This is a genomic window from Flavobacterium johnsoniae UW101, assembly GCF_000016645.1.
Lineage (GTDB): Bacteria > Bacteroidota > Bacteroidia > Flavobacteriales > Flavobacteriaceae > Flavobacterium > Flavobacterium johnsoniae.
Genome location: NC_009441.1, coordinates 4,709,336 through 4,731,559, shown reverse-complemented (window position 1 = coordinate 4,731,559; position 22,224 = coordinate 4,709,336). Strand labels below are relative to the sequence as shown.

The following is a 22,224-nucleotide window of genomic DNA, read 5'->3' as shown; positions in this document are numbered from 1 at the left end:
CATGCTCAATATATCTAAAGATAATAATATACTTATAACTCCAGGCAAATACAAGTCGATTACAAGTGTTGCCAAGAGACCGCATTATCAAATTTTAAACAGGGTAATTATTGGATTTCTGATATTTTCAGTTGCCTGTCTGTTCCTGCCGTGGACTCAGAATATTTCGGGAAGCGGTTCAGTTACTACTTTAAAACCAGACCAAAGACCGCAGACAGTACATAATGCAATTGCCGGACGTATCGAAAAATGGTATGTTCAGGAAGGTGATTATGTAAAGAAAGGCGATACAATCGTTTTTATTTCTGAGGTAAAAGAAGATTACTTAGATCCTAATTTGGTTAACAATACCAAACAGCAGGTCGATGCCAAAAAAATGGCTGTTGAATCTTATGGAGACAAAGTAAACTCTCTTGATGTACAGGCTCAGTCGCTTAATACAGAAAGAGAGCTGAAACTGCAGCAGGCTCAAAATAAAATTAAACAAGCCCAGCTGAAAATTAAAAGTGACAGCATGGATCTTGAAGCGGTAAAAACGCAGTTAAGAATTGCTAAAACGCAGTTTGACCGTTCTACAGCGCTTAATAAAGAAGGTTTAAAGCCGCTTACAGATGTGGAGCAGAAAAGATTAAAACTTCAGGAATCTGAAGCTTATATCATTACACAGCAAAATAAACTATTAAGCAGTAAAAACGAATTGATTAATGCCAGAGTTGAAATTAATCGTATCACGGCTGAATATTCTGAAAAGATTTCGAAATCAAGAAGTGATAAATTTACCGCTTTAAGTACACAATACGATACAGAAGCCCAGGTAAATAAACTGGAAAACCAGTATACAAATTATAGATTAAGAAACGGTTTGTACTATATTACAGCGCCGCAAAGCGGTTATGTAAACCGTGCTTTACTGGCTGGTCTTGGAGAAACTATTAAAGAAGGAACTCCAATTGTGAGTATTATGCCGTCTAGTTATGATATTGCCGTTGAAACTTATGTTGATCCTATCGATCTTCCGCTGGTTCACCGCGGTGCAAAAGTGAGAGTTTGGTTTGACGGATGGCCGAGAATTGTTTTCTCTGGATGGCCGGGATTATCATACGGAACGTATGGCGGTAAAATTGTGGCAATTGAAAACTTTATCAGTGCCAATGGAAAATACAGAGTCCTGATTTCACCAGATGGTGTAGATAATAAATGGCCAAAAGAACTAAGTATTGGAGCAGGAGCGCAAAGTATTGCTCTGCTTGAAACAGTTTCTGTTTGGTATGAAATATGGCGTAACCTAAATGGTTTCCCTCCAAATTATTATAAAGCAGACGAAAAAGACGCAAAAAATGGAAAAGACAAAAAATAAATTGAAATACGTTGTACGACTGTTTTCTCTCTTATTTTTATTCGGTTTTTCGACTTCTTATGGTCAGGATTTTAATAAAGAGGAACTTAGTTACAGCGAGTTTTTAGGATATGTAAAAAAATACCATCCGCTGGTAAAACAGGCTAATCTGGAAATAAGCAATGCTCAGGCGGCGCTTATGGCTGCGCGTGGTGGATTTGATCCGAAAATTGAAGTAGATTACAGTAAAAAAGAATTTAAAGGAACCGAATATTATTCATTACTAAACAGCAGTTTCAAAATCCCGACCTGGTACGGAATTGAAATTAAAGCGGGTTTTGATGATACAGACGGACAATATTACAATCCGCAGAATCGTACGCCGGAAGCCGGATTGACTTCTCTGGGAATCAGTGTTGCACTGGGACAGGGAATGTTTATCAATCAGCGTATGGCTGATGTCAGGGAAGGAAAACTGCAGTTGAAATTAAGCGATGCACAAAGAAAACTAAAAGCAATTGAAGTTTTGTACAAAGCGAGTGAAGCGTATTTTGAGTGGAGAAAAAGCTACAATGAAGCTGAACTTTATAAAAGGTATTTAGGTTTTGCAAGCACTCGTTTTCAGGGTGTAAAAAAACTGATAGAGCTTGGCGATGCGCCTGCAATTGACAGTGTTGAAGCCGGAATTACAGTTAGAAACCGTGAATTAAACGTTGAAAACGGAAATTTGAAACTGGCAAAAGCGCAATTGTATCTGTCTAATTATTTATGGATTGAAAACGTTCCGGTTGAATTGGGAGAAATGGTAAAACCCGAAGAAAACTTAATTCTTACGCTTGAAGGAACACTAAAAACAGATGCTATGATGGTTGATGTTGAAAGTTTAGAATCTCACCCTAAAATTCAGGCTCTGGAAACTAAAATGGACATGCTTGAAATTGGCAGAAAACTAAAAGCAAATTCATTGCTTCCAAAATTAAATGTAGGCTATAATTACATTTCAGAACCTGCTTATTTTGATTCTTTTAATGCTGATGATTATAAGTTTAATGTAGATTTTAGTATTCCAATTTTCCTGAGAAAGGAGAGAGGTAGCCTTAAAATAGCCAAACTTAAAATTCAGGATTTAAAGTTTGATATTGAACAGCAGCGGCTTGAACTGAAAAATAAAATTAAAGCACAGCAGACTGAAATTGCCTCTTTAAAAAGACAAAAAAGAGTGATTGATAATCTGGTAAAAGATTATACGACTATGCTTAATTCTGAAGAAAAATTATTCTCTTTTGGAGAAAGTTCCATATTCCTGATTAATTCAAGAGAAAATAATCTGGTGAGCGCCAAGTTATCTCAGATAGGAATAGAGAATCAGTTTTATATTTCAAATGCCGAATTGTATAAGATTCTGGCAAATCCGGATTAATTTTTTTTCAGCTTAGTTATTGTTTTAAAAAAAAGCAGCAAATATATTTGCTGCTTTTTTTGATTGATATCAGAACTTACATTTTAGAATTTTGAGGCAAATTCTTTTGCAAAATCTCCCAGTTTTGTTTTTCCATCAACAGACAAATTGCTTTTTAAGAAATCTTCGGCAATTTTTCCATTGCGTAAACCTGTTCCCATTTCAGTATACAATTTAGCTATTTCTTCAGGAATTCCGGCTTGTGCCATTCCTTGAAGTGATTGTTCGTCTGTAAATTCAATCCACGGTAAATCAGATTTATCAATTGCAGTTCCTAAAACTTTAGCTAAATCTCCCGGTGTACGAACATCACTGATAATATAACGGATGTTTTTTCCAGATGGATTTTTTTCTAATTCTTCGGCTGCAGCCTGAGCAATATCTGCTGGGTGAACTAAAGGTATTTTTGCATCCGAAGGGAAATTTCCGCCCATAATTCCAGCTCTTTTAATCATCGGAACATCATTATAAAAATTGGTATAAAAATAGCCCGCTCTTAAAAATGTAATTGACGTGTTTAGTTCGTTGTACAATTTTTCGATATTGTAAAGTCCGGCAATTGGACCATTTCCGGTTGGTAAATCAGCTCCAATACTGCTTAACATCACAATACGTTTTATGTTGGTTGCTGCTATAGCTTTCGCGAAAGCGTTTCCTGCTTCGGTAGTATTTGCAATTACATTCTGGCCTCCCAAATTTGGCGGAGTCATGGCAAAAAGAGCGTCGGCACCTTTTAATGTTTCGGTTAAAAACGTACTGTCGCTTACTGAACCAATCGCTGCTTTGGCACCTAAATTTTCGATTGCTGCTTTTTTGTTTAAATCACTGCTGATTACTGTAACGTCGTGTCCTGCACCTAAAAGTTTTTCTGTTAAAGGTTTTCCGATGTTCCCTAAAGAACCTGATACTATAATTTTCATATATATAATTTTTTTTATTACAGTTACAAAGGTATCTTTGTACTTACTTTTATACAAGTACTTACCCTAAAGTATGTATCATGACAGCAATTAAAGAAACATCGACAATTCAGGAAAATAAGCAGTATGCCTTAGAAAAATGCCCCGTAACATTTGTAATGGAAAAAATAGGAGGGTATTGGAAACCTATAATTCTATATCATTTATCAACTGGCGATAAACGTTACAGCGAATTAAAAAGGGCAATTCCGACTGTAACCGAGAAAATGCTCATTCAGCATTTAAAACAATTAGAAGCAGATGGTTTGGTAATAAGAGAAGCAAAACCTGTTGTTCCGCCTTTTGTAACTTACAGACTCAGCACTGCCGGTGAAGGTTTGCTTCCTGTTATTGATGCTATGGCTTCGTGGGCTTTTAAGGTGAAAGACGGGGTTTATTCGGTGAAATGAAAAAGAGGTACTGAAATGAAAAAGAGGTACTGAGATGCTAAGGTTCTAAGCTTCTAAGTTTTTTACAATCTTTGTCAAAGCTTAAAACCTTGAAAAAGAAAGCTCAGTATCTTAGCATCTTAGCACCTCAGTACCTTAGCCCCTTATTTAACAACCGTAGCTTCAAGTTCTACTTTTAAGGTTTCAAAAAGGCTTTTTACTTCCATTAAAGTTGTGGCTTGTTTAATATTATGCTTCGCTGCCCAATCCTGAATAATAGAAAAATGAGGCCACAGTTCATGAGTTGCTGTAGTGTAAATATTCAATCTCACAATACCGCTGCATTCATAACCGGCTTCTGTTATTACTTGTTCGAGGTTTTTTATGGCAAGTTTTAACTGTGATTCCATATCTTCATTACTCGAAATTCCGTCTGCACTTATGGCGGTTTGTCCGGAAACGTATAATGTTCCCTGCGGATTTTTAACTTCTACGGCTTGTACATAACTGCGTTCGTTTTGCCATTCCCACGGATTTATGATTCTTTTTTCCATTCCTTTTTTATTTAAAATTTATACTGCAAAATTGTAAATAAGAAACGGAATCAGGTCTTGACATTTCTCACGAATAAAATGTGAGGTTTATCACATCAAGAAGATAATCTGCTTAGAGTTTCTCTAGAAACACCTAAATAAGAAGCAATTAAACTTTTCGGAATTCGCTGGATTAGTGAAGGATATTGTTTAAGAAACTGCTCGTAACGCTCTTTTGAACTGAAAGCCATTGAGGAAATAATACGGCGCTGCGAACTAAGGAATCCAAAAGTGGCTTTTTCCAGAAAAAAGCGTTCCATTTTCTGCAGACCGCTGCATAAGTTTTTATAATCTTCAAATGAAAAACAAAGTACTTCGGTATCTTCCAGACATTCTAACGACATTGTTGCTTCGGTCTGGGTAAAGAAAGCATAATAATCGCTTTCCCACCAGTCTTCCATGGCAAAGGAAACAATATGTTCTTTTTCGGAATCATCGGTGTAAACCAATTTTAAAAGACCTGAAACTATAAAAAAGGAATAAACGGATTTATCTCCTTTTTGAATTAAAAACTGATGTTTTTTGAATTTTTTTACTGAAAAGTGCTGACTTACAAATGAAAATTCTTCATCTGTCAGGGGTACAATTTTTTCAATATGTTCGCGGAATTTTAACTGCATAGGAATTTCAAAGTTATTTAAAATTATCAATGAAATCATATTTTTTTAAAGATTATAAAATTCATTTTTTTTATTTTTGTATGCTAAAATCCTTATTGACTATAAGGTAAGAACAAATTTATATCCGCCTCGAACTGCTTTAATTTTTATGACTTTAGATAATTGGCCTAAACATATTCAGAAATATCTTTTTTTATTAAAAGACGGTTTCTTTCAATTTCCTTATTTGTTCAATTCTCCGCAAATAATGTTAGATAGTATGTTGAAACTGCCTATTACAAGGCATTTTCCTGAAAAACGTCTTATTACTTTTAATACGTCATTGTGTAAAGCAAAAATGTATTACAGAGAAATGGATCAAGGTTTTTGGCTTTTGACATTTTATTTAAATATGAAGGAAAACATTATGGCGCTTTCGGGCTATGATGATAAGCACAGCAGTGAATATTACCTTTTAACTTTTTCGATTTTTGAATATAAATTTCCTTTGAAGGACGGCAGCGCTTTAAATCTTCTAAGTACTTGCTGGACAATCAGCAAACCTAATACAGAGATTTCCAGTTATTTTTATAAACAAGCCAATGGAAAATTCTTCAGCATTGCCATTAATAAAGATTGGGCTAAAAAGAATTTAACTTCTAAAAAATTCAAACAAAGAAAAACGATTTTAAATTTCCTGAATGGAAAAAGAGGATCTTATACCTGGCTGGACATTTCGCAGAAGGCGCATGAAGTTGGCGCTGAGTTATCTGATTTATTGGAAAAAGAAAACAATTTTGAAGCAGATAACATTGCGATCAAAAAGAAGTCAATGAAATTAGTAACAGAGTTTTTTGATAATTGTTTTATTGATACTCGTATTGAAGATAATATTTCTTTAACCAATCTGGATTATCTGAACGTATCGAGAGCAGAGAAGATTATCCTGCAAAATCTTCATCTTCCTTTTATTGGAATAGAGTATATAGCCAAAGAAGTTAACATGTCGACTACCAAATTAAAAGCAAATTTTAAAGCTGTTTTTGGATTTTCGATGCTGCAATACCATAAAGAAAAAAACATGATGCTTGCAGAACAGCTGGTTAAAAAATCAGATTTCAGTATTCAGGAAATTGCTGTTGTTGCAGGTTATGATTCGGCAGGAAGATTCGCTTCTAGTTTTAAGAAAAGATTTGGCAAACTGCCGTCAGAAGCTCGTTTTCAGGTGATTTGAAAACTAAAATTTCCAAAAAAAATATTTTCTTCCCATTTTGTGATTTAATTCTTTGTAAATCAGTAAAAACATAATTATTTCATTTATAGTGTTTTAAAAACACTTATTGCGGTTTTTACGTAGAGTTTTTCTCGCAGGTTATATAGATTCTTATTTCGACTAAAATATGTCCGAATTGACTATTCACAGCTTTATTTTTCCTCTACATTTGGCCGCGAAAGAAGTGATTGACGCTTTTTAGAAATTATATATTTCAGCTGTCAGCCCTTTGTCTTTGCTGTTCTTACAGCATTTTATAAAATTTTATTACAAACAGAAATGCGCCGGATTTCAAAAAAATGAAATCTGAGCGTACAGGGATTTTTTATGCTTTTTTGTGAATTTTTAATTATTGATTATATATGGTGAACTTTACTTATTTTAAAAACTTAACGTGTAATAAAAATCGGGCTTTGAAGGAATTCTTGGTTAGGTTTTTATTATTTTCTTCTGCTGAGAATGATTTTATGCAGATAGGAAAAAATGCTTCAACAACAAGTTTAAACTTTAAAAAACAAGTTGTTTCTCTTTTTATTTTCATTTTATTAATTGGTTATACATCTGAAGCTCAGAATCAAATTGGTTCCGAATCAAATCAGTTTTATAAAGTGATTTCATTTGGAGAAAAAATTGATTTCGGAACTATCGATGAATCTGTAACATGGACCATTGCTAATTCTGCAAAGAATATTCACGCTGCAATTCGTGGTAATGAAATTAACAACTATTCATTTGAAGAACCGGGAGAATACGAAATTAATTTTCACGAAAATAAAAAACATGATGAAGAATGCTATCATCCAGCGTTTGAAGAAAGATTTAAAGTAAAAGTTGAATCTGTGAGATTGACTTTTGATTTTTCTAAAATCACTTTTTCTGAAAAAATCACAAGAGGAAGAAATTATAAAGATTTGATAATTACTGTTCCGGCAAAAATTACAGCAAAAGACAATTCCAATACAAAATTACCTGCACCAGTAATGTCAGTTGCGGGATTAGGGGTTTCATTTACTGTTGAACCAGTAGAAAAAGAGATTGTTATTGGCAATAAAACACAATTATTGAAATATAAAGTATCAGGAATCGTCGATCAGGAAACGTATCTGATGTTTGATTTTTATGATTTTAATAATCAGGTTCAGACCTATAATCTTCATCAGGTAATAAAATAATCGAGTTATTTATGATAAAAAACTACTTTAATTTTAATAGTGTATTCAATGTAAAAAAGGCAATTCTTTTGTTTTTTGTTTTTTTTACATTCAGTCAGGTATCGAACGCACAATGTGCTATTCCAGTTCAAGGATGTTCAGGTACCAATTTATCAAATTTTGGTGCTGATTCTAATAACGATGCATCATCTATAGAATATGATAACTTTATTTCGAGTTTTCACAGTACCATCGTAAGAACTTCAGATGGTTCTCTTCAAGTTTGGGGAGAGAAAGTGGCAAATGATGGAACAAATGTAGTTTCACCTTTAACAATAAACAAAGCGAATTTTGCGGGTTTAAATTCTGGAGTTACAGTATTGAAAGCAGCACTGGGGAGTAATTCTACAAATGGTACCCAAGGAATAGTTTTGGCTACAGATGGATTGTATGCATGGGGTACAAGAGGTGCGGTTTTAGCTGCGAGCATTACTACCAATGCAACATTTCAGAAAGTCACAATTGCTTCAAATGCTAGCGGATTACCAACTGGTGTAAGTCCCAGTGATGTAAAAATGATGTTTGCTACTTTTAATACATTAGCTATTACGACATGCAGCGGCGATGTATGGGTTATTTCTCAAACGGCTAGTGTTAGAGGAAATGGAGCCGCAGGTGATGCTTTAAATTGGTATAGAGTAACAACTTCAGAGACTGGTAATCCATTTTTGACCAACGTTGTGGTTTGTAGAGGAAGTTATAACGGTCTTATGGCCCTGAAATCAGATGGTACAGTCTATGTTTGGGGTAATAATGTATATCTAGGAGATAATAATCCTAGCGAAGCTAGTCAAACTAGAGCGGCTCGAATGACACTGCCAGCTTCTATAACTCCAAAAATGATTGGATCTACATGTAATAGAGATAATCAAAGAAGTTATTATATATTGGCAACTAATAACAATCTGTATTCTCTTGGGGCGAATGCGAGTAAACAATTAGGAGATTGGTACACTACTGAAAGACAATCATGGGTACAGCCAAGGTATACTTCCCGTACTGGGCAAGTTATGAATAATATCAAATGGATTAGTGTACAAGAACATGATACTGAATATGGTGCTGTAAATGTAATTACCACTGATTATAATTTATATGCATTTGGACAGAATGATAATAGATTACTTGGTCGTGGAAGTAGCGGCTCTGTAGATCCACTAATGCCAGATGGTGTATCAGCTTCTGATAAAATTTTAGCTGTTGAGACAGGCGGACATACTTCAATGATTGTTAAAGCCTGTGAATCAAGATTTGGTTATGTTGGCCATAGAATTAATGGCAGTATGGGGAGTGGACCGACTACTACTACTGGTACTGAAAATTCTTATAATTTTACAACTGCTAATGTTCAAATCTGCGGTGCAGAATCAAATCCAGTTATTCAGCCTATTTCATTAGGAGGAGGACCAGATTCTAAATATTGTATTGATGATCCGGTTTTATTAAATCCTACTCCAGCAGGAGGAACATTAGAGCTTATAAGTGGTCCGGCAACCTTGAATACAAGTACAAATACTTTACGTTTTACAGGAGAAGGTACAGTTCAAGTTAGATATACAGTTACTACTTCGTGCGGAGGTACTACAGTAACAAACAGAAGTTTTGAAGGAGTACTTTGTCCTGCAGATCTTCAAATTTCAAAAACGGCAGATAATTCTAACCCAAGTGTTGGAAATAATGTTGTATTTACAATTACAGCCAAAAACAACGGGCCATATAAAGCTACAGGAGTTACCATAAATGATGCACTTCCATCTGGGTATACTTTTGTAAGCGCAGTACCTTCAACAGGTACGTGGTCTGCACCAAACTGGACAGTTGGATCTCTTACAAACGGTTCAAGTGCAACTTTAGCCGTAACTGCCACAGTAAAAGCTACAGGATCGTATGCTAATACGGCAAGTATTTCTGGAAATAATCCAGATAGTACAACAGGAAATAATTCGGCAACAGCTACACCTTTAGTTCAGACGAATCTTTCGGTAACGAAAACGGTAAATAATACTACTCCTAATGTGGGAGATCAGGTTACTTTTACTATTACAGCTTCAAATGCCGGACCTAGTGGTGCGACAGGCGTAACAGTTACAGATAATCTTCCATCAGGATATACTTTTGTAAGTGCAACGCCTTCTACAGGTACATGGTCTGCACCAGACTGGACGATTGGAGATCTTGCCAATGGTGCAAGTGCAACCCTTAGCATGACAGCAAGAGTAAATGCAACAGGTTCTTATGCTAATACTGCTTCTATTTCAGGTTCGCAAAATGACCCAACACCAGGAAATAATTCTGGGTCAGCTACACCAACTGTAAATCATAATCCAACAGCAGTATTAGATACTTATACAGTTGCAGAGGACAACACGGTTACTTTAACTCCATTAAGCAACGACTCAGATGTTGATGGTAATACTATTAGTATTGTTTCAATCAACGGAACAGCTTTAACAGGTTCAGCACAAGTTATCACAGTTCCAAATGGAACGGTTAACATTTCAGCAGCGGGAGTAATTACTTTTACGCCTTCAGCAGATTTTAACTCAACAACACCGATCAGTTTCCCTTATGTGATTACTGACGGAAACTTAACAGCTACAGCCAATATCGAAATCACGGTTACAGCCGTAAACGATGCGCCGGTTGCTGTAAAAGATGAATATACAGTTGCGGAAGACAATACGGTTACGTTAACGCCACTTGTAAATGATACAGATGTTGAAGGAGATACGCTTTCTATCGTGTCAATCAATGGAACAACATTAACAGGTTCAGCACAAGTTATTACAGTTCCAAACGGAATAGTTAACATCTCAGCTTCGGGAGTAATTACTTTTACACCTTCAGCTAATTTTAACTCAACAACGCCAATCAGTTTCCCTTATGTAATTACTGATGGAAGCTTAACCGCAACAGCTAATATCGAAATCACGGTTACAGCCGTAAACGATGCACCGGTTGCCGTAAAAGACGAATACACAGTTGCCGAAGACAATACGGTTACGTTGACTCCACTTGTAAATGATACAGATGTTGAAGGAGATACGCTTTCTATCGTTTCAATCAACGGAACAGCTTTAACAGGTTCAGCACAAGTTATCACAGTTCCAAATGGAACGGTTAACATTTCAGCAGCGGGAGTAATTACTTTTACGCCTTCAGCAGATTTTAACTCAACAACACCGATCAGTTTCCCTTATGTGATTACTGACGGAAACTTAACAGCTACAGCCAATATCGAAATCACGGTTACAGCCGTAAACGATGCTCCGGTTGCTGTAAAAGACGAGTACACTGTTGCCGAAGACAATACAGTTACTCTAACACCGCTTGTAAATGATACAGATGTTGACGGCGATACCTTGACAATTTCGTCAATCAATGGAACAACATTAACAGGTTCAACACAAGTTATTACAGTTCTAAACGGAACAGTTAACATCTCAGCAGCGGGAGTAATTACTTTTACACCTTTAGCTAATTTTAACTCAACAACGCCAATCAGTTTCCCTTATGTAATTACAGACGGAAACTTAACCGCAACAGCTAATATCGAAATTACGGTTACAGCCGTAAACGATGCACCGGTTGCCGTAAAAGACGAATACACAGTTGACGAAGACAATACGGTTACGTTGACCCCACTTGTAAATGATACAGATGTTGAAGGAGATACGCTTTCTATCGTTTCAATCAACGGAACAGCATTAACAGGTTCAGCACAAGTTATCACAGTTCCAAATGGAACGGTTAACATTTCAGCAGTGGGAGTAATTACTTTTATGCCTTCAGCAGATTTTAACTCAACAACGCCAATCAGTTTCCCTTATGTGATTACTGATGGAAACTTAACCGCAACAGCCAATATCGAAATTACAGTTACAGCCGTAAACGATGCTCCGGTTGCTGTAAAAGACGAGTACACTGTTGCCGAAGATAACACGGTTACATTAACTCCATTAATCAACGACACAGATGTTGACGGAGATATATTGACAATTTCGTCAATCAATGGAACAACATTAACAGGTTCAGCACAAGTTATTACAGTTCCAAACGGAACAGTTAACATCTCAGCTTCGGGAGTAATTACTTTTACGCCTTCAGCAGATTTTAACTCAACAACGCCAATCAGTTTCCCTTATGTAATTACAGACGGAAACTTAACAGCAACAGCTAATATCGAAATTACAGTTACAGCCGTAAACGATGCACCGGTTGCCGTAAAAGACGAATACACAGTAAATGAAGGAGCAACTTTAAATGTTCCTGCAGCTACAGGTGTTTTATCAAACGACACAGATGTAGAAGGCGATGCCTTAACAGCAATTTTAGTTACAGGACCATCTCATGGAACTTTAATTTTAAATGCAGATGGATCTTTCACTTACATTCATGACGGAAGTGAAACGATAACAGACAGTTTTACTTATAAAGCCAATGACGGAAACTTAGACAGTAATGTTGTAACAGTTGAAATCACGGTTAATCCAGTAAACGACGCTCCGGTAGCGGTAAAAGATGAATACACAGTTGCAGAGGATAACACAGTTACATTAAATCCATTAAACAACGATACAGATGCTGAAGGAGATACGCTTTCTATCGTGTCAATCAACGGTACAGCATTAACAGGTTCAGCACAAATTATCACAGTTCCAAACGGAACAGTTAACATCTCAGCTTCGGGAGTAATTACTTTTACGCCTTCAGCGGATTTTAACTCAACAACACCAATCAGTTTCCCTTATGTAATTACAGACGGAAATTTAACCGCAACAGCTAATATCGAAATTACAGTTACAGCCGTAAACGATGCACCGGTTGCCGTAAAAGACGAATACACAATAAATGAAGGAGCAACTTTAAATGTTCCTGCAGCTACAGGTGTTTTATCAAACGACACAGATGTAGAAGGCGATGCCTTAACAGCAATTTTAGTTACAGGACCATCTCATGGAACTTTAATTTTAAATGCAGATGGATCTTTCACTTACATTCACGACGGAAGCGAAACGATAACAGACAGTTTTACTTATAAAGCCAATGACGGAAACTTAGACAGTAATATTGTAACAGTTGAAATCACGGTTAATCCAGTAAACGACGCTCCGGTTGCTGTAAAAGATGAATATACAGTTGCAGAGGACAACACTGTTACTCTAACACCGCTTGCAAACGACACAGATGTTGAAGGAGATACGCTTTCTATTGTTTCAATTAACGGAACAGTTTTAACAGGTTCGGCACAAGTTATTACAGTTCCAAACGGAACAGTTAACATCTCAGCTTCGGGAGTAATTACTTTTACGCCTTCAGCGGATTTTAACTCAACAACACCAATCAGTTTCCCTTATGTAATTACAGACGGAAATTTAACCGCAACAGCTAATATCGAAATTACAGTTACAGCCGTAAACGATGCACCGGTTGCCGTAAAAGACGAATACACAATAAATGAAGGAGCAACTTTAAATGTTCCTGCAGCTACAGGTGTTTTATCAAACGACACAGATGTAGAAGGCGATGCCTTAACAGCAATTTTAGTTACAGGACCATCTCATGGAACTTTAATTTTAAATGCAGATGGATCTTTCACTTACATTCACGACGGAAGCGAAACGATAACAGACAGTTTTACTTATAAAGCCAATGACGGAAACTTAGACAGTAATGTTGTAACAGTTGAAATCACGGTTAATCCAGTAAACGACGCTCCGGTTGCTGTAAAAGATGAGTATACTGTTGCAGAGGATAACACAGTTACATTAACTCCATTAAACAACGACACAGATGTTGAAGGAGATACGCTTTCTATTGTTTCAATCAACGGAACAACATTAACAGGTTCAGTGCAAGTTATTACAGTTCCAAACGGAACGGTTAACATTTCAGCTTCGAGAGTAATTACATTTACACCTTCAGCAGATTTTAACTCGACAACGCCAATTAGTTTTCCTTATGTGATTACTGACGGAAACTTAACAGCAACAGCGAATATCGAAATCACGGTTACAGCCGTAAACGATGCCCCTGTTGCAGTAAAAGACGAATACACTGTTGCAGAAGATAATACTGTTACGTTAACTCCGCTTGTAAATGATACAGATGTTGAAGGAGATACGCTTTCTATCGTGTCAATCAACGGAACATCATTAACAGGTTCAGCACAAGTTATCACAGTTCCAAACGGAACAGTTAATATTTCAGCAGCGGGAGTAATTACTTTTACGCCTTCAGCGGATTTTAACTCAACAACGCCAATCAGTTTCCCTTATGTGATTACTGACGGAAGCTTAACCGCAACAGCCAATATCGAAATCACGGTTACAGCCGTAAACGATGCCCCTGTTGCAGTAAAAGACGAATACACTGTTGCAGAAGACAATACGGTTACGTTAACGCCGCTTGTAAATGATACAGATGTTGAAGGAGATACGCTTTCTATCGTGTCAATCAACGGAACATCATTAACAGGTTCAGCACAAGTTATCACAGTTCCAAATGGAACGGTTAACATTTCAGCAGCGGGAGTAATTACTTTTACGCCTTCAGTAGATTTTAACTCAACAACACCAATCAGTTTCCCTTATGTGATTACTGACGGAAGCTTAACAGCAACAGCCAATATCGAAATCACGGTTACAGCCGTAAACGATGCCCCAGTTGCTGTAAAAGATGAATATACAGTTGCAGAAGACAATACGGTTACGTTAACGCCGCTTGTAAATGACACAGATGTTGAAGGAGATACACTTTCTATTGTTTCAATCAACGGAACAGCATTAACAGGAGGTGTTCAGTCAATCACAGTTCCAAATGGAACAGTTAACATCTCAGCAGCGGGAGTAATTACTTTTACACCTTCAGCAGATTTTAACTCAACAACTCCAATCAGTTTTCCTTATATAATTACAGACGGAAGCTTAACCGCAACAGCCAATATCGAAATCACGGTTACAGCTGTAAACGATGCGCCGGTTGCTTTAAAAGATGAATACACAGTAGATGAAGGAGCAACTTTAAATGTTCCTGCACTTACAGGTGTTCTATCAAACGACTCAGATGTCGAAGGTGATGCCTTAACAGCAATTTTAGTTACAGGACCATCTCACGGAACTTTAACTTTAAATGCAGATGGATCTTTTACTTACGTTCATGACGGAAGTGAAACCACAACAGATAGTTTTACTTATAAAGCTAATGACGGAAACCTTGACAGTAACACAGTAACAGTTAAAATAACGGTTAATCCGGTTAACGATGCACCAGTTGCAAACAGTGATACAAACAATGTAATTGCTTCAACAGCTGGACCAACAACTATCAATGCTTTAACAGCAACAGGTGTTGACGGAACAATAGCTAATTATACAATTTTAAGCTTACCAGCAAATGGAGCTTTAAGTTTAGCAGGAAATCCAATTGTGTTAAGTCAGATATTGACACCGGCAGAAGCTGCAATGATAACGTACACGCCAAGCGGAACATTTACAGGAAACGTTACGTTTACATTTACCGCAACAGACAATTTAGGATTGTCTGCAGTAACACCTGCAACAATAACAATTCCGGTTGGTAATAATGCACCAGTTGCACATGACGATACAAATTCACATATTCCTTCAAGAGCAGGAGCAACAGCAATTAAAGCGCTGACTGCAACAGATACAGACGGAACAATTGTAAACTATATCGTAGTTACTTTACCATCTCATGGAGTATTAGCTTTATCTGGCGTGCCAGTTACAGCAAATCAAACTTTAACTCCTGCACAAGCTGCAATGTTAACGTATGATCCAAGCGGAGCATTTTCAGGAAATGATACTTTTACATTTACAGCAACAGACAATAATGGAGCAGTAGATGCTACTCCGGCAACAATTACAATTCCGGTAGATAAAACGGTATTAGTTGCCACTCCGGATCCTGTAGGTACTGTAGTAGGTATTAATGAAACAGTTGAAGTAGTAAATGTTTTAGATAACGATACACTAAACAATGATCCATTATTACTAACAGATGTTAAGTTAGATGTTTTAGTTCCAGATCCAAATAATGTATTAACATTAAAACCAGACGGAACAGTTGAGTTAATTCCAAATGCTCCTCCAGGAAACTATACTTTAACTTATGAAATCTGCGAGAAAGCAAATTCTTCTAACTGTACTTCAGCGTCAGTTACAGTAACGGTTGAAGCTCCGAAAATGACAGTAACAGCAAGCAGTTATTGTTCAGACAATGCGCCTTATGTTCAATATAATGTAAAGGCTGATAATTTCACGCCAAAAGGTTTAATAACTATTACCTGGATTGACAGTGCTAATAATGTTGTAGCGACTCAAACCAATATGCCTTTAAGCAGTACTGTTTTATGGCCGGGTACAGTTCTTGACAGTAATAACAAACCAATTGACTGGCCGGGATGGATATTCGTAAACGGACAATGGATTGAAGGTAATGACGGTTTCCAATTAACAAGACCAGCAGTTACTATGCAGTTTTCATTAAATCCGACAGAATCTATAACAGTGAATTATCCTGCAGCAGTTTCTGGATGTAATGCAAGACCTCATTTTGGTATTGAAGCAGAAAACGACGACGATAACATAATTGCTGACGGACTTAATGGTTCGCCGGAAGTAATCAATGTTTTAGACAATGATAAATTAAACGGTGTTCCGGTAAATTCTGCAGATGTTATTTTAACACCTCGTGATTTCCCAACAGGAATTACCTTAAACAGCGACGGAACTATTGATGTAGCTCCGGGAACTAAAGGAGGAAGCCATACTCTGACTTATCAAATTTGTGAAAAAGCAAATCCTGAAAATTGTACAGATGCAATAGTTAAGATTTTTGTCGAAGTGCCATCGATTACAGTAGTTATGAAAGTAGAATTAAACGATCATAACAAAAATGATAATGCAGAAGCTGGAGAAACATTAACCTACACATTTACGATTACAAACAATGGTAATGTTCCGCTTCATAATATTACAATTTCGGATTTATTGCCGGGAGTTGTAATCACAGGAGGACCAATAAGTTTAGGAGTAGGCGAAAGTGATTCACATACTTTCACAGGAACTTACACTCTGACTCAGGCAGATATTAATGCAGGTACAGTAGTAAATCAGGCAACAGTTACTGGAACTACTCAAAGCGGTATAAAAGTAGAAGACAAGTCTGATGCTGCAAATGAGAATGGAGATGCTCCAACAGAAATTGATGTAAACGGTTGTAAAATTAAAATCTTTAATGCTATTTCTTTAAACGGAGATAATATGAACGAGAGATTTTACATCAGAGGAATCGAATGTTACCCGGATAATACGGTTCAAATCTTTAACCGCTGGGGAGTTCTCGTATTCGAAAGAGATCATTACAACAATAATGATATTGTATTTAAAGGTTTCTCAGAAGGAAGAACTACTGTTAAAGAATCAAACGGACTACCAGAAGGAACTTATTATTATATAGTAAGATATAAGGATAACAATTCTAATCCTAAACAGGAGGCAGGATATTTATATCTAATTAAATAATAGTCCAAATCAATAAAATGGCTTAGCCATTAGGTTAAGCCATTATCTTAAAAATAAGTAAATGAAAAAAATAGCTTTAGTTTTATTGTTTTGTTCTGCCGTAGGATTCGCACAGCAGGATGCTCAGTATACACAATATATGCATAATACCATAAACATAAATCCTGCTTACGCTGGTTCAAGGGGAGTTATGAGTATTTTTGGGTTATATCGTACACAATGGGTTGGACTTGACGGAGCGCCCGAAACGAGTACTTTATCATTAAATACACCTATAAACAGTAGTAATGTAGGATTAGGATTTTCATTGGTAAATGATAAAATCGGACCGACAACCGAGAACAATTTTTCGGTAGATTTCTCTTATTCTATTCAAACATCTGCAACAGCAAAACTTTCATTTGGTATCAAAGGATCTGCAAATATTTTCAACCTTGATCCAAACAAGTTAACGCCGGAACACCAGGGAGACCCGCAGTTTTCTGACTTTAAAAATAAGTTTTCACCAAACGTAGGGGCAGGGGTTTACTGGCATTCAGATAAAGGATATATTGGTTTATCTGTACCAAATTTCATCCAGACCAATCGATATGATGATAACGATGTGGCCATTTTTAAAGAACAAATCAATTACTATTTAATTGCAGGTTACGTATTCAATTTAGATCGTTACGAAACCATCAAATTCAAACCTGCAATTTTAGGGAAAATGGTCGAAGGTTCGCCGCTTCAGTTAGATGCTTCGGCAAACTTTATGTTCAACGACAAATTTGTTGTGGGAGTTTCATACCGTTGGAGCGCTGCTTTAAGTGCACTGGCAGGATTTCAAATCAACAAAAGCATGTACATTGGTTATGCTTACGACCGCGAAACAACCAAGTTAAACAATTACAATTCCGGCTCGCATGAAATCTTCCTGCGTTTTGAATTTATGAAAGGTTATAATCGAATTACATCACCAAGATTTTTCTAATTATGAAAATGAAAAAAATAGTATATACACTTTTTTTATCCTTCTTTTTCTTTAACGCAATAGCACAAAAAGCAGTTTTAGCTAAAGCCGAAAAAGAATACAATGATTTCGCTTACGCGGATGCCATTGCCATTTACGAAAAGCTTGCAGCCAAAGGTTATGAAGATGAAAAAATGTTCCAGAGATTAGGAAACGCTTATTATTTTAATGCCGAACTGCCAAAAGCCGCCGCTTGGTACGATAAGCTTTTTGCCTTAAATGCACAGCAGGAACCAGAATATTTATACCGTTATTCACAATCTCTAAAATCAATTGGAGATTATGCAAAAGCAGATAAAATGCTGGACGCCTTCAATAAAAAAACAAATACAGACAGCCGAGGGATTTTGTTCGAAAACAACAAAAATTACTTAGAGCAGATTAAATTAAATTCTGGCCGATTTGATATTTCGAGTGCAAATGTAAACTCAGAAAGTTCAGATTTTGGAAGCGCTTTTTATAACAACAATTTAGTTTTCAGTTCAGCCAGAAAAATTGGTAAAGCAGAGGGAAAAACTTTTAAATGGACCAATAAATCTTTTACCAATTTATACATTGCTCCTATAAAAGCAGATGGAAATGTTTACAATCCGGTTCTTTTAAACAAAGAAATTAATTCTAAGTTCAACGAATCGACTCCGGTATTTACAAAAGATGGTAAAACAATGTATTTTACCCGAAACAACTATTTAGACGGAAAACGCGGTAAAAATGATAAAAATATCACTTTACTAAAATTATATAAAGCCACTCTTGTAGACGGAAATTGGTCAAACATAACGGAACTTCCTTTTAACAGCGACCGTTACAGTACAGCACATCCTGCTTTAAGTTTAGACGAAAAGAAATTATATTTCGCTTCAGATATGCCGGGAACTCTTGGACAGTCAGATTTGTACAGCGTTACTATTAATGCAGACGGAACATTCGGGAAACCACAAAATTTAGGCCCCTCAATTAATACGGAAGGAAGAGAAACTTTCCCTTTTATTTCTGGAGACAACGAATTGTATTTTGCAACCGACGGACGTCCGGGACTTGGCGGACTTGATATCGTAGTTTCTAAAATTTTAGAAAACGGAACATTCGATCAAGTACAAAATATTGGTGAACCAATAAACACAAAATTTGATGATTTCGCTTTTATCATAGACAGTCAGACACGCAAAGGATATTTTTCTTCAAATAAAAAAGGCGGTGTTGGCAACGATGATATTTACAAATTTACAGAAACCAAAAAACTGGTTTGCGAAAGAACTTTAACCGGAACTATTTTCGACAGCAGAGCCAGCGAAAAAATAGAAGGAGCAAAAGTTATTTTGTTTGATGAAAACCATCAGCAGATTGAAGAAGTAACCACAGCACAAGACGGATCGTATTCTTTTAAAGTAAACTGTAACAAGAAATATTTTGTTAGAGTTGAAAGAAAACAATATCCGGCAAAAGAAAGCAGTTTTGCGGTTACAACTAGTATCGATAACAAGTTAGATTTTACTTTAGAAAAAGAAAAAATCGCAGCTATCGAAATTCCGGAAATAAAAGCCATCAAAATTGGAACAGATTTAGGTAAAACCCTAAACATCTCGATGATTTATTTTGATCTTGGAAAATGGAATATTACAGATGCAGCTGCAGTTGAATTAGGAAAGATTTTAGCAGTAATGCAGGAATATCCAAAAATGAGAATCGATATACGTTCGCATACAGACAGCAGATCATCGGCAAAATCAAATTTGGTTTTATCAGATAAAAGAGCAAAATCTATTATGGCGTGGCTGGTAAGCAAAGGAATCGATGCCAAACGTTTGAGAGGAAAAGGATATGGAGAAAGCCAATTGCTAAACAGATGTAAGGACGGCGTTAAATGTTCTGAAGAAGAACATTTAAAAAACAGAAGAAGCGAATTTATGATTATTTCTATATAACAAAGTTCATTTTTTAAATTTTTAGTTTTAATTAAAAACCGGCAGTTTATACTGTCGGTTTTTTTATTTAATACACAAATGAATCATATTTTATGTAAATTTGATTAGATGAGTATCGAAAAAAATCTTACAACATACTCAGGCAGGTATAAAAACGTTTTTACAATATAACCCCAAATACTAAGGAATGAAAAAATATCTTTTGTCCGGATTTTGGATGCTCTATATGCTCTTCTTTGCAATTCCATTTCCAATGATTATATATTATGCTGTAAGCAGCGAATTCGATATCACAACATTAAAAGACAAAGATCCGTGGCTGGCATTAAGCCTTGTTGCTGTATCATTAATTCTTTGGCTGATTGTTATAATCGGTTTTTTCCAAAAATGGATATTGTCGAATTTTATAACGAAACAAAATCTCGAAAACATTAAAAGAAACGGTGTAATTCGTGAAGCAAAAATTCTAAAAGCAGTCAAAATATCAGGAAATAATGCCAAATACAATACGTATGAACTCGAATTACTGTTTAAAAATTTAGCCGATACCGAGATTACTCATAGAACAGAAATCAGCGATACAAAACCGCATGAACGACGTTTCGAAGCAGGAAAAAAACTAAACCTAATATTAAACCGAGAACCCAAAAAACTTCCGGTTTTTGTTATTGCAAATTCAGAAGGAGCAATAAATCCTATAGGTTTAGCTTTAAGAGTTTTGGGCTGGCTTTTGGTTCTGGCTCTGGTTGGCGGTTATTATTTTTATTCCTATCAGGACGAAAGCCACGGAATGGGCTGGAGATTTATGAGTTTTGGGCATCCTTTAATTATATGTCCTCTAGTCCTGATTTTCTACAGATATTTATTGAGATTTATCCTCAACAAACTCACAGGCGCAAACGGTGATTCTGTTTTAATTAAATTTAAAGGAATAAAAACCTGGGCAAAATTAATTAATGTAAGTCAAACGGGGACTTATATAAACGAACAGCCCATGATGCGTTTTGAACTCGAATATACAGACAACAAACATCATGTTCATCGAAAGAGCCTTAAAAAAATAGTAGGACTTCTAGAACTGGATATCACCAAAAAAGAACAAGTAGAAATTTTTTATTTAGCAGAAAATCCAAATCAGATAGCCCTTGCAGACGATTTAAAAAAAATGTAATAGAATGAGAAAATCAATCATCATTATAATTTGTTTTCCTCTTTTTTTAGGATGCGAACAAATCTCTAAAAGCATAAACGAAACATTCAGCCCCAGCGATTCACTGGTAAGTAAAGAAACAAATTCTGACACGAAAACCGAAGCTAAGGAAATCGATGTTCAGAAAATGATAAACGAAGCTTTAGACAAACACAACGCAGCTGTAAAACAGTTAGAAAACAAAACTACAGTTTTATTAAAAGACAAAAACGAATTAAACAAAGCCGAACAAGCTTTAAAAAAACTGCCTCAATATGCAGGAAAAGAAATCTTTGTTTATTCGACCTTATATTTTTACAATGATGGAAGAATAAATATTATGCTCCAGCATCCGGAGAATAAAAAATATGTTGATACATACGAATATAGAAATGGCGTCTGGTCAGATCCTAAACCAGTTCAATTATCAGTTCGCGAAGATGTTCAAAAACGATTAGTGCCGCTTAATACAATCAGTTTTACAAATGCCGCCAAAGTATTCGAAATCTACAATAAAAAAGTAGAAGAAGTTGAAGGAGCAAGTCCGGCAGCAAACATTTACATTTCAATATGGGACAATAAAATAAGATGGTATCCAACCTCAATCAGCGGCAGTCGCGAAAGATATTCAATACAGTTTAACGACGACGGAACATTAAAAACTTTTACACAGGATTAATGTTTTTTTTATCCAAAATTAATACGAATGACGTTTATGAAATTTTCTTTGT

The 22,224-nt window shown here is 36.0% G+C and carries 13 protein-coding genes; 10 read left to right on the top strand and 3 right to left on the bottom strand.

The genetic code is table 11. From position 1 onward, the window contains the following. The first annotated feature begins 1 nt into the window (after window position 1). Together FJOH_RS20490 and FJOH_RS20485 are read left to right on the top strand one after the other, a co-directional pair. The gene (locus FJOH_RS20490) at window positions 2–1,357 is read left to right on the top strand and encodes an HlyD family secretion protein (protein ID WP_012025936.1); all 1,356 of its coding nucleotides are present in this window, start codon (window positions 2–4) and stop codon (window positions 1,355–1,357) included. Beyond that, window positions 1,338–2,756, top strand: coding sequence for a TolC family protein (locus FJOH_RS20485; RefSeq protein ID WP_012025935.1), 1,419 nt, complete (start codon window positions 1,338–1,340; stop codon window positions 2,754–2,756). The genes FJOH_RS20490 and FJOH_RS20485 overlap by 20 nt, the downstream gene beginning before the upstream one ends. 83 nt (window positions 2,757–2,839) lie before the next feature. On the opposite strand, the gene FJOH_RS20480 is transcribed toward FJOH_RS20485, so the two are convergent. Continuing rightward, window positions 2,840–3,715, bottom strand: a complete 876-nt coding sequence (locus FJOH_RS20480; protein WP_012025934.1) for an SDR family oxidoreductase — start codon at window positions 3,713–3,715, stop codon at window positions 2,840–2,842. Window positions 3,716–3,795: 80 nt separating this feature from the next. On the opposite strand from FJOH_RS20480, the gene FJOH_RS20475 reads away from it, so the two are divergent. Continuing rightward, complete coding sequence (locus FJOH_RS20475; RefSeq protein ID WP_012025933.1) at window positions 3,796–4,164, top strand: winged helix-turn-helix transcriptional regulator; 369 nt, start codon at window positions 3,796–3,798, stop codon at window positions 4,162–4,164. Between the two features lie 143 nt (window positions 4,165–4,307). Here FJOH_RS20475 and FJOH_RS20470 read toward each other — a convergent pair whose 3' ends face one another. Next, entirely contained in the window at window positions 4,308–4,697 is a 390-nt protein-coding gene (locus FJOH_RS20470) for a RidA family protein (protein WP_012025932.1), read from the bottom strand. Between the two features lie 95 nt (window positions 4,698–4,792). Continuing rightward, the gene (locus FJOH_RS20465; RefSeq protein WP_012025931.1) at window positions 4,793–5,395 is read right to left on the bottom strand and encodes a Crp/Fnr family transcriptional regulator; all 603 of its coding nucleotides are present in this window, start codon (window positions 5,393–5,395) and stop codon (window positions 4,793–4,795) included. 109 nt (window positions 5,396–5,504) lie between these two features. Between FJOH_RS20465 and FJOH_RS20460 the strand changes: the two genes are divergently transcribed. The 7 genes from FJOH_RS20460 to FJOH_RS20430 all read left to right on the top strand — a co-directional run bounded on the left by FJOH_RS20460 (window position 5,505) and on the right by FJOH_RS20430 (window position 22,172). Further along, on the top strand, window positions 5,505–6,569 hold the full coding sequence (locus tag FJOH_RS20460) for a helix-turn-helix domain-containing protein (protein WP_012025930.1): 1,065 nt from the start codon (window positions 5,505–5,507) through the stop codon (window positions 6,567–6,569). A gap of 452 nt (window positions 6,570–7,021) precedes the next feature. Then, on the top strand, window positions 7,022–7,780 hold the full coding sequence (locus FJOH_RS20455; RefSeq protein WP_123875722.1) for a hypothetical protein: 759 nt from the start codon (window positions 7,022–7,024) through the stop codon (window positions 7,778–7,780). A gap of 11 nt (window positions 7,781–7,791) precedes the next feature. Then, window positions 7,792–17,367: an Ig-like domain-containing protein gene (locus FJOH_RS20450; protein ID WP_012025928.1), complete on the top strand. Its 9,576-nt coding sequence runs from the start codon at window positions 7,792–7,794 to the stop codon at window positions 17,365–17,367. 61 nt (window positions 17,368–17,428) lie between these two features. Further along, a complete protein-coding gene (locus FJOH_RS20445) occupies window positions 17,429–18,340 on the top strand; it encodes a PorP/SprF family type IX secretion system membrane protein (protein ID WP_012025927.1) in 912 nt (303 codons plus the stop codon). A 2-nt stretch (window positions 18,341–18,342) separates the two neighbouring features. Beyond that, complete coding sequence (locus FJOH_RS20440) at window positions 18,343–20,304, top strand: OmpA family protein (RefSeq protein WP_012025926.1); 1,962 nt, start codon at window positions 18,343–18,345, stop codon at window positions 20,302–20,304. Window positions 20,305–20,491: 187 nt separating this feature from the next. After that, window positions 20,492–21,475: a hypothetical protein gene (locus FJOH_RS20435; RefSeq protein WP_012025925.1), complete on the top strand. Its 984-nt coding sequence runs from the start codon at window positions 20,492–20,494 to the stop codon at window positions 21,473–21,475. 4 nt (window positions 21,476–21,479) lie between these two features. Continuing rightward, window positions 21,480–22,172 (top strand): hypothetical protein, encoded by a 693-nt coding sequence (locus FJOH_RS20430; RefSeq protein WP_012025924.1) that lies wholly within the window; start codon window positions 21,480–21,482, stop codon window positions 22,170–22,172. The last annotated feature ends 52 nt before the right edge of the window (window positions 22,173–22,224 follow it).

Excerpts from the sequence above, each read along its gene's own strand:
- FJOH_RS20490 (WP_012025936.1), top strand. The coding sequence starts at position 2 with ATGCTCAATATATCTAAAGATAATAATATACTTATAACTCCAGGCAAA.
- FJOH_RS20485 (WP_012025935.1), top strand. The coding sequence starts at position 1,338 with ATGGAAAAGACAAAAAATAAATTGAAATACGTTGTACGACTGTTTTCT.
- FJOH_RS20480 (WP_012025934.1), bottom strand. The coding sequence starts at position 3,715 with ATGAAAATTATAGTATCAGGTTCTTTAGGGAACATCGGAAAACCTTTA.
- FJOH_RS20475 (WP_012025933.1), top strand. The coding sequence starts at position 3,796 with ATGACAGCAATTAAAGAAACATCGACAATTCAGGAAAATAAGCAGTAT.
- FJOH_RS20470 (WP_012025932.1), bottom strand. The coding sequence starts at position 4,697 with ATGGAAAAAAGAATCATAAATCCGTGGGAATGGCAAAACGAACGCAGT.
- FJOH_RS20465 (WP_012025931.1), bottom strand. The coding sequence starts at position 5,395 with ATGATTTCATTGATAATTTTAAATAACTTTGAAATTCCTATGCAGTTA.
- FJOH_RS20460 (WP_012025930.1), top strand. The coding sequence starts at position 5,505 with ATGACTTTAGATAATTGGCCTAAACATATTCAGAAATATCTTTTTTTA.
- FJOH_RS20450 (WP_012025928.1), top strand. The coding sequence starts at position 7,792 with ATGATAAAAAACTACTTTAATTTTAATAGTGTATTCAATGTAAAAAAG.
- FJOH_RS20445 (WP_012025927.1), top strand. The coding sequence starts at position 17,429 with ATGAAAAAAATAGCTTTAGTTTTATTGTTTTGTTCTGCCGTAGGATTC.
- FJOH_RS20440 (WP_012025926.1), top strand. The coding sequence starts at position 18,343 with ATGAAAATGAAAAAAATAGTATATACACTTTTTTTATCCTTCTTTTTC.
- FJOH_RS20435 (WP_012025925.1), top strand. The coding sequence starts at position 20,492 with ATGAAAAAATATCTTTTGTCCGGATTTTGGATGCTCTATATGCTCTTC.
- FJOH_RS20430 (WP_012025924.1), top strand. The coding sequence starts at position 21,480 with ATGAGAAAATCAATCATCATTATAATTTGTTTTCCTCTTTTTTTAGGA.